At 67.9% G+C, this 15,130-nt stretch carries 13 protein-coding genes; 5 read left to right on the top strand and 8 right to left on the bottom strand.

What is annotated here, in order from left to right; genetic code table 11:
* Positions 1–66: 66 nt before the first annotated feature.
* Positions 67–489, top strand: coding sequence for a LexA family protein (locus ACRB8A_RS11915; protein WP_056597270.1), 423 nt, complete (start codon positions 67–69; stop codon positions 487–489).
* Entirely contained in the window at positions 482–1,774 is a 1,293-nt protein-coding gene (locus ACRB8A_RS11920) for a Y-family DNA polymerase (protein ID WP_432244763.1), read from the top strand. The genes ACRB8A_RS11915 and ACRB8A_RS11920 overlap by 8 nt, the downstream gene beginning before the upstream one ends.
* A gap of 30 nt (positions 1,775–1,804) precedes the next feature.
* Here ACRB8A_RS11920 and ACRB8A_RS11925 read toward each other — a convergent pair whose 3' ends face one another.
* The 4 genes from ACRB8A_RS11925 to ACRB8A_RS11940 form a co-directional block, all read right to left on the bottom strand.
* On the bottom strand, positions 1,805–3,580 hold the full coding sequence (locus ACRB8A_RS11925) for a DEAD/DEAH box helicase (protein ID WP_050687921.1): 1,776 nt from the start codon (positions 3,578–3,580) through the stop codon (positions 1,805–1,807).
* The gene (locus ACRB8A_RS11930; RefSeq protein ID WP_050687920.1) at positions 3,580–3,921 is read right to left on the bottom strand and encodes a DUF3039 domain-containing protein; all 342 of its coding nucleotides are present in this window, start codon (positions 3,919–3,921) and stop codon (positions 3,580–3,582) included. Before ACRB8A_RS11930 ends, ACRB8A_RS11925 begins: the two co-directional genes overlap by 1 nt.
* Positions 3,922–4,081: 160 nt before the next feature.
* Positions 4,082–5,656: a transporter gene (locus ACRB8A_RS11935; protein ID WP_432244764.1), complete on the bottom strand. Its 1,575-nt coding sequence runs from the start codon at positions 5,654–5,656 to the stop codon at positions 4,082–4,084.
* Positions 5,638–6,432, bottom strand: coding sequence for an ABC transporter ATP-binding protein (locus tag ACRB8A_RS11940; RefSeq protein WP_056597264.1), 795 nt, complete (start codon positions 6,430–6,432; stop codon positions 5,638–5,640). The genes ACRB8A_RS11935 and ACRB8A_RS11940 overlap by 19 nt, the downstream gene beginning before the upstream one ends.
* A gap of 128 nt (positions 6,433–6,560) precedes the next feature.
* On the opposite strand from ACRB8A_RS11940, the gene ACRB8A_RS11945 reads away from it, so the two are divergent.
* The gene (locus ACRB8A_RS11945; RefSeq protein WP_432244765.1) at positions 6,561–8,435 is read left to right on the top strand and encodes a Na+/H+ antiporter; all 1,875 of its coding nucleotides are present in this window, start codon (positions 6,561–6,563) and stop codon (positions 8,433–8,435) included.
* 93 nt (positions 8,436–8,528) lie between these two features.
* Positions 8,529–9,455 carry an aldo/keto reductase gene (locus tag ACRB8A_RS11950; RefSeq protein ID WP_050687916.1) on the top strand — a complete coding sequence of 309 codons (927 nt, stop codon included), beginning with the start codon at positions 8,529–8,531 and terminating at the stop codon, positions 9,453–9,455.
* 5 nt (positions 9,456–9,460) lie between these two features.
* On the opposite strand, the gene ACRB8A_RS11955 is transcribed toward ACRB8A_RS11950, so the two are convergent.
* Genes ACRB8A_RS11955 through ACRB8A_RS11970 form a run of 4 tightly spaced genes read right to left on the bottom strand, consistent with a single transcriptional unit; the run spans position 9,461 to position 13,619 of the window.
* Positions 9,461–9,781, bottom strand: coding sequence for a DUF3253 domain-containing protein (locus tag ACRB8A_RS11955; RefSeq protein WP_432244766.1), 321 nt, complete (start codon positions 9,779–9,781; stop codon positions 9,461–9,463).
* Positions 9,782–9,794: 13 nt separating this feature from the next.
* The gene (locus ACRB8A_RS11960) at positions 9,795–10,892 is read right to left on the bottom strand and encodes an NADH:flavin oxidoreductase/NADH oxidase (RefSeq protein WP_050687915.1); all 1,098 of its coding nucleotides are present in this window, start codon (positions 10,890–10,892) and stop codon (positions 9,795–9,797) included.
* The gene (locus ACRB8A_RS11965) at positions 10,892–11,869 is read right to left on the bottom strand and encodes a tetratricopeptide repeat protein (protein WP_432244767.1); all 978 of its coding nucleotides are present in this window, start codon (positions 11,867–11,869) and stop codon (positions 10,892–10,894) included. Before ACRB8A_RS11965 ends, ACRB8A_RS11960 begins: the two co-directional genes overlap by 1 nt.
* Before the next feature lie 52 nt (positions 11,870–11,921).
* Positions 11,922–13,619 carry a hypothetical protein gene (locus ACRB8A_RS11970; protein WP_432244768.1) on the bottom strand — a complete coding sequence of 566 codons (1,698 nt, stop codon included), beginning with the start codon at positions 13,617–13,619 and terminating at the stop codon, positions 11,922–11,924.
* A gap of 263 nt (positions 13,620–13,882) precedes the next feature.
* Between ACRB8A_RS11970 and ACRB8A_RS11975 the strand changes: the two genes are divergently transcribed.
* Complete coding sequence (locus ACRB8A_RS11975) at positions 13,883–15,118, top strand: AI-2E family transporter (RefSeq protein WP_050687925.1); 1,236 nt, start codon at positions 13,883–13,885, stop codon at positions 15,116–15,118.
* Positions 15,119–15,130: the final 12 nt, after the last annotated feature.

The following is a 15,130-nucleotide window of genomic DNA, read 5'->3' on the forward strand; positions in this document are numbered from 1 at the left end:
CCCCGCGTCGGCCTGGCTCGAACACATGTTCGATTAGACTGGGGGGAATCGGAATGGAGGGACACCATGGCCTACCCAACGGAGCCGGCGGACAGCGCCGGACAAGGAGCAGCCGGGACCGGAGAGTCATTCCTGCCGGTGGGCTTTGCCTCTCCGGCTCAGGACTATTTTTCCGGCCGCATCGACCTCAATAAGCACCTGATCAACGACATCACCAGCACGTTCATCCTCAGGGTGGCGGGCGACGGGATGCGGGCCTCCGGCATTTTCGACGGGGACGAACTGATCGTGGACCGCTCCCTCACGGCCCGCAGCGGCTCCGTGGTGGTTGCCGTTGTGGATGGCGAGCTGATCATCCGCAGGCTCCACCTTGCCGGGGACGAGCTCACGCTCACCGCTGACGATCCCGGCCTGGCCCCCATCACGGTGACGGCCGGCGTCGACCTGGCCGTGTGGGGCGTCGCCACCCGGTGCCTGCACCGTGTCTGAAGCCGGCCCCGACCGCGCAGCAAAGTGCTTCGCCCTGGTGGACGTGAACAACTTCTACGTTTCCGCGGAGCGCGCCTTCGACCCATCGCTGGAAAACCGGCCCGTGGTGATCCTGTCCAACAATGACGGCTGTGTGATCACCCGAAGCGCCGAGGCCAAGGACCTGGGCATCGCCATGGGCGCACCCTGGTTCCAGATCTCGGCGCAGGCCAAGGCCTGGGGCTTGGTGGGCCTGTCCAGCAACTACGAACTGTACGGGGACCTCAGCGCACGGGTGATGGAGTACCTGGCCAGGCACTCGCTGGCCACCGAGATCTACAGCATCGACGAGGCCTTCCTGACCTTGCCCGGAAGCACCGCCGACCAGCACGTCGCCGGCCGGAACATCCGCCGCGGCGTGCGCCGCCACGTGGGACTGCCCGTCTGCGTGGGGCTGGCCCCCACCAAAACCCTCGCCAAACTTGCCAACCAATGGGCCAAGAACAACCCGCACTTCCAGGGCGTCTGCCACTGGGACAGCATCAGCCCCGCGGACCAGGAGCGGCTGCTGCGCAAGCTTCCGGCGCAGAAGATCTGGGGTGTGGGCGGGCGCAACAGCACCCGGCTCGCCGCGGTCGGGATTATCACGGCCTGGGACCTGCGCAATGCCGATCCCCTGGTGATCCGCAAGCGTTTCTCGGTGGTCCTGATGCGGACGGTCCTGGAACTGCAGGGAACCCCCTGCATCACCCTGGACGAAACCCGGGGCCACAGCCAGATCCTGTTTTCCCGGTCGTTTGTGACTCCCGCCAGCAGTGTCAGGGAGGTGGGGCAGGCCCTGAGTGTCTACGCCCAGGGCGCAGCAGCCCGCCTTGCCCGGAAAAAGCTGGTCACCGGGAACCTCAACGCTTTCGCCCGGACCTCGTCCTTTAACGGCGGACCCGTCGTGGCCCACTCCGTGGACGTGGCGTTCCCCTCCCCCACCGCCGATCCCCTGGAGATCATCAGGGCGGCGCAGCGCCTGCTGCCGGACATCCGCGAAGGCACCCCCTATATGCGGGTGGGCGTCACCGTCAGGGACCTGAGTCCGGCAGGCAGCCAGGACACCCTGATGGACTTCCTGGACACGCCGGACCGGACCCTGGGCCCCATCCTGGATGGTGTTGCGGAACGGTTCGGCCGGGCCAGCATCGGGCTGGGCCACGGCGGCCTCAGGTCCGGATCGAAGTGGGCCACCAAGCGGGACAGGCTGACGCCGCGGTACACCACGCACTGGGATGACCTGCCGGTGGTCAAAGCCAAATAACGCCTCGACCCCTGGCGGTCCGCCACGCGCCTACGTGCGGCCGATAAACCAGTCCTGGAGCTTCCGCAGCCGCGACTGGAGCTGCTCCTCGTTGGCCTGGGCCACGGGAGGGCCACCGCACACCGTCCGCAGCTTGGTGTGCACCACACCGTGCGGGGTGCCGGTCCGGGCCGACCAGGCCGAGACGTTTTTGGCCAGCTCATTCCGCAGGTCCATCAGCATCCGGTGGTCCGGCATGGCCGGGGCGGCCGCCTGCACGGGCGCAGACCTGCTCTTCCGGTTCAGCTGCTCGTGCTGGCGCTGGCGCAGGAGGGTCCCCACCTGTTCCGCGTCCAGCAGGCCTGGAATGCCCAGGAAGTCCAGTTCATCGTCCGAACCCACTTCGCCGCCGGTACCGAACTCGCCGCCGTCGAACAGGACCCGGTCAAAGGACGCCTGCGAATCCAGTGCCTCGAACTTGCCTTTGGTGAGGCTGTCGGATGCCTTGTCCTCGCGGTTGGCGTCCGCCATGAGTGAGTCTTCGGGGTTGAACAGGCCGTCGGCGTCCTCTTTTTCGGGACGGTCCAGGGCATGGTCTCGTTCGGCTTCCATGGAGTTGGCCAGCGCCATCAATTGCGGCACCGACGGCAGGAACACCGACGCCGTTTCGCCGCGTTTGCGGGCACGCACAAAACGTCCCACGGCCTGGGCGAAGAACAGCGGGGTGGAGGTGGACGTGGCGTAGACGCCCACGGACAGCCGCGGGACGTCAACACCTTCGGACACCATGCGGACCGCCACCATCCAGCGTTTCTCGCTGGCGGTGAACTCGTCGATCTTGTCCGAAGCCTTGGCGTCATCCGAGAGGATAACGGTGGGCGATTCGCCGGTGATCCGCTTCAGTTGGCCGGCGTACGCGCGGGCATCCTCGTGGTCGGTGGCGATAACCAGGCCGCCGGCGTCGGGCACGGTGCGGCGCACCTCGCTGAGCCGCTTGTCCGCGCCGGCCAGGACGGCCGGGATCCACTCCCCCGTGGGGTTAAGCGCCGTACGCCAGGCCTGGGAGGTGATGTCCTTCGTGACGGCGGCCTCGCCGAGGGAGGCGGCCATTTCCTCGCCGGCGCTGGTGCGCCAGCGCATCTGGCCCGAATAGGCCATAAACATCACGGGGCGGACCACATGGTCGCGCAGGGCACTGCCGTAACCGTATGTGTAATCCGCCTTCGACCGGCGGATGCCGTCGCGGTCCTGGGCGTATTCCACAAACGGGATGGGTGAGGTGTCCGACCGGAACGGCGTACCTGTCAGGGACAGCCGCCGGATGGCAGGATCAAACGCCTCGCGCAGGCCGTCGCCCCAGGACAGGGCTTCGCCGCCGTGGTGGATCTCATCGAGGATCACCAGGGTGCGGGCGGCCTCCGTCTTGGCCCGGTGCAGCAGCGGTTTGCTGGCCACCTGGGCGTACGTGACGGCCACCCCAACGAAGCCGCGGCCGTGCTGGCCGTCGGAGTTCTTGAAGTTGGGGTCGATCGCAATGCCCACCTTGGCGGCGGCGTCGGCCCACTGCCGCTTGAGGTGGTCGGTGGGCGCCACAATGGTGACGCGGTTGACGGTGCCGGCCTCGATCAGCGTTGAGGCAACCCGCAGCGCGAAGGTGGTCTTACCGGCGCCGGGCGTTGCGACGGCCAGGAAGTCGCGGGGGGCCGCCTGCATGTACAGATCCAGGGCCTCCTGCTGCCAGGCACGGAGTTTCGGGGCGGTTCCCCAGGCTGCGCGTTCCGGGTATGCCGGAGGCAGGGTGGGGCCACCAAAGAGGGTTTCCGTCACTATTTGTTGTTGCCCTTGTCCCCGCCGGAGCCCTTGCCGCCGTCGTTGCTGGGCCGCAGGCCGTCATAAACCTCTTTGCACATGGGGCAGACCGGAAACTTTTTGGGATCCCGGCCCGGCGTCCAGACCTTGCCGCACAGGGCAATAACGGGTTCGCCACTGAGGGCGGACTCCATGATTTTTTCCTTCCGCACGTAGTGCGAAAAGCGCTCCCGGTCCCCGGGCTCCACTTCCTGGCGGAGTTCCTCGCGCTCAATGGTGGCCGTGGACGTTCCAGCCCCGGACAGCTCGCGCCGCGGATCGTTTTCGAGAGGGTCCGTCATGCTAGTCATGCCTTCCATCTTAGCCTTTCCGAAGGCCTGGCGTTCGACGCCGGGACCTCCCGGGTGCCCGTTTGGACCAGGTGCAGCACAGGGACAGCCGGCGCACCCGGGCGTGTTGGAACAGGCGCCGGGGACGCCAAGGGCCGCTGCCGTGCGGCAGCGGCCCCGGTGAAAGGCATTACTTATTGACGCCCACCTGGGCCAGGAGTTCCGGCCCCCTAGCGTCAAGCCATTTTCCGCCCAGCCGGATGCCGCCGGCGAAGAGTCCAAGACCCAGCAGCAGGCCCACGGCCAGGTTGATCCAGCCCAGCATCCTGTTGCCGGTGACCAGTTCGGCAATAAGCAGTGCAACCTCGGGGATCACCAGGACCAGCAGGACGCCCATGCCGCCGAACTGGACGGCCATGGTCTGGCCCACGTTGCCCGGCGGCTTTTTGAACGGGCTGTCACCGGGCAAGGGCACGGGCGTGGTGTACCGGGCAGACACCACAGACGAAAGGCCCAGCCCGCTGAACAGGATGCCCAGCGTTAGTCCCAGCAGCCCCGGGAACGCATACCAGGTGTCGGTCAGGACGGCATATGCCACGGCGAAAACCAGCACCGTGGGAAGGGAGAACAGCAGGCAGGCCATGGCCCGGCCCAACCGGTCCGCGGTGCCCCTGACACCCGTGGCGAGGTGCAGGGCAAACGCAGTGTTGTCGTAGGAGACGTCGGCTGAGATCGACCAGGCCAGGAGGAAAGCGGATAGCGGCGCCAGGATGGCCAGGCTGCTGAAATCCCCGCTCTGGGCGCCGGTGAACACCAGCACCACCGGGAGCAGCGGGATCACCACCAGGGACCCTGAGTAGCGGGGGTCGCGCAGCCAGTAGGTCAGCGCCCGGGCCGTCACGGCGCCGGTGGGGGTTGGTGGCAGCAGGCCCAGCAGGCCCAGCTTGCCGCCCTTGCGCTTGGTGCTGCCGCCGCTGTAGGGCGGGGTCACCAGGGCCCGTTCCAGCATGGACTTCCACGCCCACGCCAGTGCGGCCAGCGTGGCGGCGGCGATCAGCAGCTTCAGCAGCGCCGGTCCCGCGTCGCCTGCCGCGACGTCCCCGGCCAGGGCCCAGGAGGCGCCCAGCGGCGTCCAGGACATGGTGCGGGCCAGTTCCGGCAGGAAGGCCGCGGAATCCGTGATGCCGCGGGTCACGCCGGCGATGATGGGTCCGAGCAGGACCAGCGGAACCATAAAAGCGATGGCGCTGACGTCCTTGAAGCGGCGGGAAGCTGCCAGGCTTGCGGTCGCCGTGGTGGTCACCTTGGAGATGACAATGCAGGTCAGGACCCCAAGGGCCGCGCCAACCACGGCCGCCAGGACCGGCAGCACCCCGCGCCACCAGGTCACGGCCGTGGACAGTCCCACCAGGGCGGTGGCGATGCCGGGGATGCCGATCAGCCCGCCCAGCGCCAGGCCCGGGAGCATCTTCCGCAGCGGGATGGCGAAGGTGGTGAAGCGGGCAGGGTCCAGGGTCATGTCCGTTCCGGAGGCCACAACCGGGATCACGGCCCAGCCGACGATGGCTGCGGCCCCGCCCAGGACCACCGCAGTGGAGGCAAGCTCCAGTGGTTCGGTCCGCAGCATCGCCAGGGCGAAAATCAGCAGCCCGATGATGCCCAGGGCGTACAGGGCACCGAACGCCATGCCCACCAGCTGCCACGGACTCCGGCGGAGGCCGTTTCGCAGCAGTGTGAGTTTGAGCCTTAGGAGGTGCGCAACCATTCGAGCCCCTCCGTTGTGCTTCGGCCGCCCACCAGTTCCACGAACCGGTCCTCGAGCGAGGCTTCGCCGCGGACTTCGTCAACAGTTCCGGCGGCCAGCAGCCTGCCACCGGCCACCACTGCCACGTGGTCGCACATGCGCTGGACCAGGTCCATCACGTGGCTGGAAACGATCACCGTACCGCCGGAACCCACATAGCCGTCGAGGATGGAGCGGATGTTGGCGGCACTGACCGGGTCCACCGCTTCGAACGGTTCGTCCAGGACCAGCAGCCGCGGGGCGTGGATAAGGGCGGATGCCAACGCGATCTTCTTGGTCATGCCGGCGGAGTAGTCCACCACCAGCGTCCCGGCATCCTTGGTCAGGTCCATGGCAGCCAGCAGTTCGCGCACGCGGGTGGCCACCACGTCCCTGTCCATGCCCCGCAGCAGGCCGGCGTAGGTGATGAGCTGTTCGCCGGTGAGCCGGTCGAACAGCCGGACGCCGTCAGGGAGGATCCCCATCAGTTTCTTGGCTTCCAAGGGGTTCGACCAGACGTCCACGCCGTGCACGGCTGCCGTGCCGAAGTCCGGCCGCAGCAGCCCGGTGGCCATCGAGAGCGTGGTGGTCTTGCCGGCGCCGTTGGGGCCCACAACGCCGTAGAAGGAACCCGCCGGCACATCAAGGCTGATGCCGTCGACCGCGATTTTCCCGCCGAACCGTTTTGCCAGGCCATTGATGGACAGGGCGGGTGCCGTACCGGGCCGTGGCGCCTGTTCAGGTTGCAGAGCTGTCATAAAGCCAGAGTAGCCTTCGACCCCCGGGCGGCGGGTCCTCCCGGAGGAGTAGTGAAATAGGCGTAGGAGCACCCCGCGCGCGCTCCCGTTGGGGCGGTCTTGTGGCCGCAGCCTGTCAGACTTGCCTCATGCACATTGCCCTGGGCCTGCTGGTTATCGTCGCCGTGGTTTGCGCCGTCAGCGCGCTGGGCAGGAAGCTTGACCTTCCCGTTCCGCTGCTGCTGGTCCTGGCGGGAGTGGCGGGATCCTTCCTGCCGTTCATCCCGGAGGTTGAGCTCAACCCCGAACTGGTCCTGGTGGGCCTGCTGCCACCCCTGCTGTATGCCGCCGCCTTCCGGTCCTCGCTGTTTGATTTCAGTTCCAACATCAGGTCCATCGGGCTGCTGTCCGTGGGCTACGTTGTGTTCGGCACCATCGCCGTGGGATTTGTGGTGTGGTGGCTGTTCCCGGAGATCCCCCTGGCTGCGGCCATTGCCCTGGGCGCCGTGGTGGCCCCGCCGGACGCCGTGGCTGCCACGTCCATCGCGCGGCGGGTGGGCATGCCCCGCCGCATCGTCAGCATCCTGGAGGGCGAGTCGCTGGTTAACGACGCCACCGCGCTGGTGTGCCTGCGCGCTGCGATCGCGGCGATCGCGGGGTCCGTTTCCGCACTGGAGGTCGCAGGCGGTTTCCTGGTGGCCGCCGGCGGTGGGCTGGCTGTGGGGTTCGCGGCCGCCTATGTCCTCACGGAGGTCCGTAAGCGGGTCAGCAACGTGGCCATCAACACGTCCACGTCCTTGATGGCCCCTTTTGTGGCGTACCTCCCCGCTGAGGCCATCCATGCCTCCGGGGTGCTGGCTGTTGTTGTGACCGGGCTGGTGATGGGCTTCAAGGCACCCTCCATGCCCAACGGCGCAGCCCGCCAGAGTGCCCGCAGCAACTGGGACACGGTGCAGTTCCTGCTGGAGAACTCGGTGTTCCTGCTGATCGGGCTGCAGGTGCGGGCCATCGTGGAGGGTGTCCAGGACGACTCGCTGGGTGCCGGCCGGGTCTGGCTGGGCTGCGCAGTGATCCTCCTTGCGGTGCTGCTGCTCCGGCCGGTCTGGGTGTTCCCGGCCACGTTCCTGCCGCGCCTGGTTCCCTCGGTCCGGAAGGCCGAGCCGGAACCACCATGGCAGGCCGCGGCGATTGTCTCCTGGGCCGGAATGCGGGGCGTGGTCACCCTGGCCGCGGTACTGACATTGCCCGCAGACCTGGAACACCGGAATGTGCTGGTCCTGGCTGCCCTGGTGGTGGTTGGCGGGACGTTGGTGCTGCAGGGTTTCACACTCCCTGTTCTGGTCAGGCTGCTGGCGGTGCAGGGTCCGGACCGGCGCGAGGACGCGCTGAACCGGGCATCGCTGATGCAGCTGGCCACAGACGCCGGCCTGGGGCGGCTGGCGGAACTGCGCCGGGACACTGACCCGCCGGAAGTCATGGACATGCTCAAGCGCCGGACGCAGGAACGGGGCCTGGCCGCCTGGGAACGGCTGGGCCGGCCCGAGTCGGACGCCGCAACGCCCAGCCAGGGGTATGCCCGGTTGCGGATGGCCATGCTGGATGCCGAACGGACCAAGGTCCTGGACCTGCGGCGGGGTGGGCAGTTTGCGCACGAGGTGATCAGTGAGGTGCTGGAACGGCTGGACATCGAGGAGTCCATGCTGGATGCGGCCCTGGACGAGCTGGACTCCTCCGATGGCGGTGGCGGTGAAGGGATCGCCCGGCCCGGCGGAATCTGCGGGCATCTGGCAGCAGCTGCAGAGCCCGCGGTCCCGCCCGGCGCTTTCTGCGCAGCGTGCCGGCGTGAAGGAACGGCCACGGTGCACCTGCGGATGTGCCTGGAATGCGGGAACGTGGGCTGTTGCGATTCCTCCGTCGGGCGCCACGCCTCGCTGCATTTCCACGAAACCAGCCACCCTGTCATGCGCAGCATCGAACCCGGGGAAGACTGGCGCTGGTGCTACGCCGATGATCTTTTGGGCTGACACGCGGGGCGGCGAGCGGGGATCCCGGCCGGGGCAGACCGGCATACTGGAGAAGAAAGCGTTTCCCCGCCGTCTGAACCGAAGGATTCCCGAATGGACTACCGCACCCTGGGCCGCACCGGGCTGACCGTCTCCACCGTCTGCGTGGGCACCAGCTCCCTGGGCAGCCACCCGGCACCCCGCGGCACCGACACCGCCGTCGACACCATCCTCAGGGCCTTTGCGGGACCCCTGAACTTCATCGATACCTCCAATGAGTACGGCGAAACCAACAGCGAGCGCCGGATCGGTGCCGCCATCGCCGCAGCCGGCGGCGTTCCGGACGGGGTGGTGGTGGCCACCAAAGTGGACCCGATCCGTGGCGTTGCCGACTATTCGGGCGCGCGGGTCCGGCAGTCCGTTGAGGAAAGCCTGGACCGGCTGGGGCTTGACCACCTGCCGCTGGTGTACCTGCACGACCCCGAAAAAATCACGTTCGAGGAGGGTACTGCTGCCGGCGGGCCGCTCGAAGCGCTCCTGGACCTGCGCAGCCAAGGTGTGATCGGACACCTGGGCGTGGCGGGTGGGCCCATCGACCTGGAACTGAAGTACCTCGCCCTGGACGTGTTCGACGTTGTGATCAGCCACAACCGCTACACGCTGGTGGACCAGAGCGCCGGGCCCCTCATCCGGGATGCGGCGGAGCGTGGTGTGGCGTTCGTGAACGCTGCCCCGTTCGGCGGCGGGATGCTGGTTAAGGGACCCGACGCCGAACCCAACTATTGCTACCGGCCCGCCTCCCCCGCGATCATCGGCCGTGTCCGGAAGATGGCTGCCCTTTGCGCCGAGTATTCCGTTCCCCTGGCCGCCGCTGCCCTGCAGTTCTCCACCAGGGACCCCCGCGTCACCTCCACCATCGTGGGTATGTCGGAACCCGACCGGGTTGCGGAGGCTGTGGATCTTGCCGGCTGGGACATCCCGGCCGAATTCTGGGACCGGATCCTGCCACTGACGGCAGCCGGCACCGGCGAACTGGGCTAAGCCGGCTACTTGGCCCGGCGGATGCGGATGGGTCCCTTGGCCGTGGACGGATCCACCACGGTCCCGCCCTGGGTGATGCTGACCTGCCCGGCGTCCACCAGCCGCCGGGCAGCCTGCCGGGCAGGCTCCATCAGGTCACGCCAGGTGTCCCCGCCCACTGCCCGGGCGGCATCCGAAGGACAGATGGTGGACGTTGCGGCCCTGGCCGCCAGGAGTTCGAGGATTTTCGCTTCCAGCTCCTGGTCGACGGGACCCACGCCGCGGCTCCCGTTGGCCGGGTTTTTCTCCCGGGGAGCCTCATCCGGTACTTCTTCCCGATGTGCCATGGGTGTCAGCGCCTCAGAAGGTGCGCCGCGGCACGGCGCGCTCGTACTGCGGCGCCCACGGAAGGTCATGACCCAGTTCGAAGGCGGCCCGCAGCCACCAGTGCGGATCCCGCAGGGCCGCCCGGCCCAGGAACACGGCGTCCGCCTGGCCGGTGGCGATGGCGTGTTCAGCCTGGCCGGCGGACGTCAGCAGGCCAACAGTCCCGGTGGGGACGCCTGCGTCCGCGCGGATGGCGGCGGAAAACCCTGTCTGGTAGCCGGGGCTGGGAGCAATCTGCTGCTGCGGTACAGCGCCTCCGCTGGAGACATCGATCAGGTCCACACCCTGGGCGACTGCCTGCCGGGCCAGCCGGATGGATGCGGCCAAATCCACCCCGCCCGGCGCCCAGTCCGTGGCCGAAATCCTGAGCAGCAGGGGCATGCTGTCCGGGATGACGTCGCGGACAGCATCGATCACTGCCAGCATCAGCCTGTTGCGCCCTGCCTCGCTGCCGCCCCAGGCGTCCTGGCGGCGGTTGATCAGCGGGCTCTGGAACTGGTGCAGCAGGTAGCCGTGGGCACCGTGGAGCTCTACCGTGTCGAATCCCGCCGCCACGGCCCGCACGGCGGCGGCGGCAAAGTCCGCGATGACGCCACGGATCTGGTCCTCCGTCATCTCCGCCGGAACCGCGTAGCCGTCAAAAGCGGCCGGTGACGGTCCCACGGTGTCCCAGCCGCCGTCGGCAGCGGGCACCGAGCCCTGTTCCCCGGAGAACGGCCAGTAAGTGGCGGCCTTCCGGCCGGCGTGGGCGAGCTGGACACCGATCTTAGCGTCCGCGGCGCCGTGCCGGTGCACAAAGGAGGTGATCCGCTGCCAGGCGGCCGCCTGGTCGTCGTTGTACAGCCCGGCATCCCTGGGACTGATACGGCCCTGCGCATTGACGGCCGCGGCTTCGGTGATGATCAGCGCCGCCCCGCCCGCGGCGAAGGAACCCAGGTGCATCAGGTGCCAGTCGTTGGGTACTCCGGGCGCGGCGTCGGGATCGCAGCTGTACTGGCACATGGGCGAGACCCACCCGCGGTGCCGGAGTTCGAGGGCGCGCAGGGCCAGGGGCTCGAACAGGCCCGGCACTAGAACAGCACCCGGGCCAGGGCCTGCCGTGCCTTGGCAACGCGCTCATCGGAGGCGCCAACCACTTCAAACAGTTCCAGCAGCCTGATCCGGGCAGTCTCCCGCTCGGGTCCGAAGTTCCGGCCGATGAAGGTGACCACCCGGTTCAGGGCGTCCTCCACGTGGCCGCCGGAAACGTCCAGGTCCGCCACCCCCAGCTGGGCGTCGATGTTGTCCGGCTCATCGGCGGCCAGTTTGCGCAGGGCGTCGCTGTCCGGGGCGGACAGCGGCTGCAGCCTGGCCATCAGTTCCACCTGCGAAAGCCCCGCCTTCGCCTCGTGGTCCGCAGGCACTTCCTTGAGCGCCTGGCGGTAGGCGGTGGCGGCGGCCTCGTAGTCGCCGGCCTCGATCGCATCATAGGCGGCCTGGTGCAGGGGCGGCAGGGGCGCGGGTTCCTGCTCCTCCTGCGGCCCGGCGTTCAGGCTGCCGGTCACTCCATTGGCTGCGGCCACCTTCAAAAGTTCATCCAGGATGCCACGCACCTGCTCTTCCTCTGCACCGCCCTCAAACAGCGGAACAGGCTGGCCCTTAAGGACTGCAACGGCGGTGGGCACGGCCTGCACTTGGAACGCCTGGGCCAGCTGTGGGAAGGCTTCCACGTCCGCGGCGCCCAGCACCAGCTTTCCGGCGTAGCCGGCCACCACGCGCTCGAGGGTTTCGAGCATGCCCGCGGATTCCGGGGAATACGGCGCCCACAGCGCGATCACAACCGGTACCTGCGCGGACAGCTCCACAAGCTGCTGGAAGTTGGCTTCGGTGACGTTGACGCTTAGTTCCGGGCCGCCGTCGCCCGTTGCCGGTGCACCAGGCGCCGGCGCGCCGCTGGCGGGAGCGGGAGCGGCGGGGCGCTGCTTGAGGCTGGAAAGATCGACGGCGCCACGCAGGTTAAGCAGGCTGGCAGCGGCTGGAGGGACAGGGCGGGAAGCAGGCGAACTCATGCTTTCCACTCTAGCCACTCCGGCCGCTGCCGGGGGTACTGCGGTCACCGGACTACTTGAACGAGGCCCCCACAAGGCCGCGGGTGGCGGCAACAAGTTTCATGGGATCGGTGCTGCCGGCCGGCGGCACATAAACCGCCATGGATTCCACGAAGCTCAGGACCATACCCGTTGTGGTTTCCTTGCCGCCTGCCAGGGCGGCGGCGTCGTCACCGATGGTGAGCTTGTCACCGGCCGCCTTGGGGGTGCCTTCGAACCCGAAGTTGATGCGGCCTTCCACCAACGCGCCGCCGTCAGCGGTGCGGAACACCGTGATGCTGGCCGGATCCACCTTGTGGGTGAAGGCGAAATTACCGTTCTGGCCTGACTGGACCACTTCGGCCTGGTACGAAAGGGTGTCGGCGATGTAGGGAGAGGACTCGCCCTCCACCAGTTTGTCCTTGTAGGGCGATTCCGCGTTGCCCAGGCGGTCGGCAAGTCCTGCCATGGCTTCTTCGGCCGTGTACAGCAGGCCGGTCTTATCCCCGGCTGCCAGGGTTTCGGTACCCTCGCGGCTGATGTTCGGGAAGGTGGTGCCCGGCTGGAGCGGTGTGGTCTGGACCAGCTTGTAGTTGTCCCGCGGCGAGGCCTGGACCAGGGTCAGGAGCTGGGGAACCACGTTCCCGTCACCCTGGGTGACAGCCAGAACGGACCGCGGCCAGTCCCGGTTGGTGGTGACAACAGTGGTGAGCAGCTTGGTGGACCGGACGGGCATCCGTGCCTCGTAGGAGCCCACCTGGGAGCGGATCTTGTAGTTCTGGGTGCGGACCTCCAGCTCGGTACCGCCAACGCGGGTGGCGAGCTGCGCGGCATCCTTGGCGGCATCGCCGGCATCCACCGCACTGGAGACCTGCTCCAGGACACGGCGGAACTGGGCGTCCAGGAGCACCCGCGACGGTGCTGCCTCGTCCTTGGCCGGTGCCGCAGACCCGGAGGCGTCAGGAGCCGGCGTGGCCGCCACGGCTGCGGTGCCGGAACCGGCAACCACCACGGCCGCCAGGACTGCCGCCGCCATGGCCAGCGGTGCCGAAGAGCCGTTGGCCTTCCGCTCCCGCGCGCGCTGTGCGAAGCCGCTGCCTGCACCATCGCCTTCGCCGTTGCGCTTGCGCGCGGAGAGCAAGGCCAGGGCAATGCCGGCCGCCATGATGATGGCACCCAGGACGATCAGGGGCACCGCCCACGGGGTAGCGGTGTCGTTGGGGAACGTCATGGAGACGGTGGCCGGGGCCGGCTTGGTGCCGTCGGTGGCCAGCAGCAGCGACCATTCACCGTCTGCGGGCGGGGTCCAGGTGTAATCGAGTTCGCCGCTGGCGTTCTCGGTGGTCACCCAAAGGTCGGAACCGGCCGGGTTGGGCACTGTGGCCTCACCCTCCGAGTGCTGCACTTGAAGGGACTTCTTGTCCTCGGACACGCCGTTGACAGTGTTGTGGGCGGCCCCGCCCACCCAGGCGGCGACGTCGTCCGGTCGGCCGGAGGCAAGCATGAAGTTCCCGTCGCCTTCCACGGTGATCCTGGCGGTGCCGCCATGCAGGGTGCGCAGGCCCTGGTCGAAAACGGTAACGGGTGCGTCAGTGCCATCGGCCGGCGCGGAGACGGTGAAGGTCTCGGACGGAGCCCAGATGGTCTGCTGGCCGATGCCTGCCAGGAGGGTCAGGAGGCCGAGCAGCACCAGCGCGGCTGCAGTCTTTAAACGCAAGGGATCACCTATCATCAGCGGGGTTTTACCTTCAATAGTAACCGTTTTGTTACCACGGGCGCTGTCCGGGACCCGCTCGGGCGCCGGCTGAAGCCGGTGGCGGCGGTACCGCCGCCGGTGCTGGCGGGCCGGCTGATAGTGTTTGCGATGATCATCACAACGGCCCGCAGGCGCGGTGCCACGCACGGAACAGGCCCCAAAAACCAGTGACTGACAAGACGGACGCATCCTCCGCGGACACCGAAAACCCAGGCAGCACCGAGGGACAGGCGGACGCGCTGCAGGGTCAGGCACCGAAGCGGCGCAAGGGTACCGCCGCCGCAGCCCTGGGCCAGGTGGTCCGCAGGCTCCGCCAGCCCCTCCCCGGCGCCCAGCCGCGGCTCCGCTTCGAGATGCCGCCGGAGTACGCCGCCGAGGAAGGCGGGGACCGCGAGGAGAGCAAGGTGAAGGCGCAGTTCGGCCGTCCCGGTCCGCGGATGTCGCCGCAGCATCCGCTGTACATGGGCTTTATGGGGACTGTGGGCGTGGGGCTCGCCCTCCTGGTCTACTGGATCGGTTCCAACACCACGCAGCTTCTCCTCTGGATCGTTGCAGCACTCTTTATCGCCCTTGGCCTGGAGCCGGTGGTGGGCTGGCTGGAAAACCGCAAGGTCCCCCGCCCCGTGGGCATCCTGCTTGCGGTGGCGGTGCTGGCAGGTGCTGTTGTCGGATTCTTCGCCACGCTGATCCCCACCATCGTGGGTCAGGTCACCCAGATTGTGGAGCAGGCACCGGTCTGGGTCCGGGATTTCATCAACTCGGACTTTTTCGTCAACCTCGATGACCAGTTCGGGGTCCGAGACCGCATCCAGGACGAACTGGACAAGTTCGTCAACGATCCGGCAGCCGTCAGCGGGATCTTCGGGGGCGTGGTGGGCTTCGGCTCCACCGTGGCCAACGGCCTCTTCGGCGCCTTGATTGTGCTGGTCCTGAGCCTGTACTTCCTGGCCGCCCTGCCGGCCATGAAGAAGTGGGGCTACCGCCTGGCCCCCCGCTCGCGCCGGAACCGGGTGGAAGCCCTGGCTGAGGAGATCACCAAATCGGTGGGCAACTATGTGATCGGCCAGGTCTGCGTGGCCCTGCTGAATGCCACGTACGCCTTCATTGTGATGTCCATCCTGCATATTCCATTCGCCCTGCTGCTGGCGTTTGTGGTGGCACTGCTCGCGTTCATCCCCCTGGTGGGCGGGCTGATCGCCGCTGTTGTGGTGCTGCTGATCTCCCTCACGGTGGGCTGGCAGACAGCCGTCATCTACGCCATCTGCTACTTCGCCTACCTGCAGTTCGAGGCGTACTTCATCTCCCCCCGCATCATGCAGAAGGCAGTAGCGGTCCCCGGGGCCGTCGCAGTCATCTCCGTGATTGCCGGCGGCAGCCTGCTGGGCGTGCTCGGCGCGCTGATCGCCATCCCCACCGCAGCAGCTGTCCTGCTGCTGGTCCGGGAAATCTATATCGTCCGGCAGGACCAGCACTAAGCCGCAGCCGGG

This window comes from Arthrobacter sp. G.S.26 (assembly GCF_050847375.1).
Classification (GTDB): Bacteria; Actinomycetota; Actinomycetes; order Actinomycetales; family Micrococcaceae; genus Arthrobacter.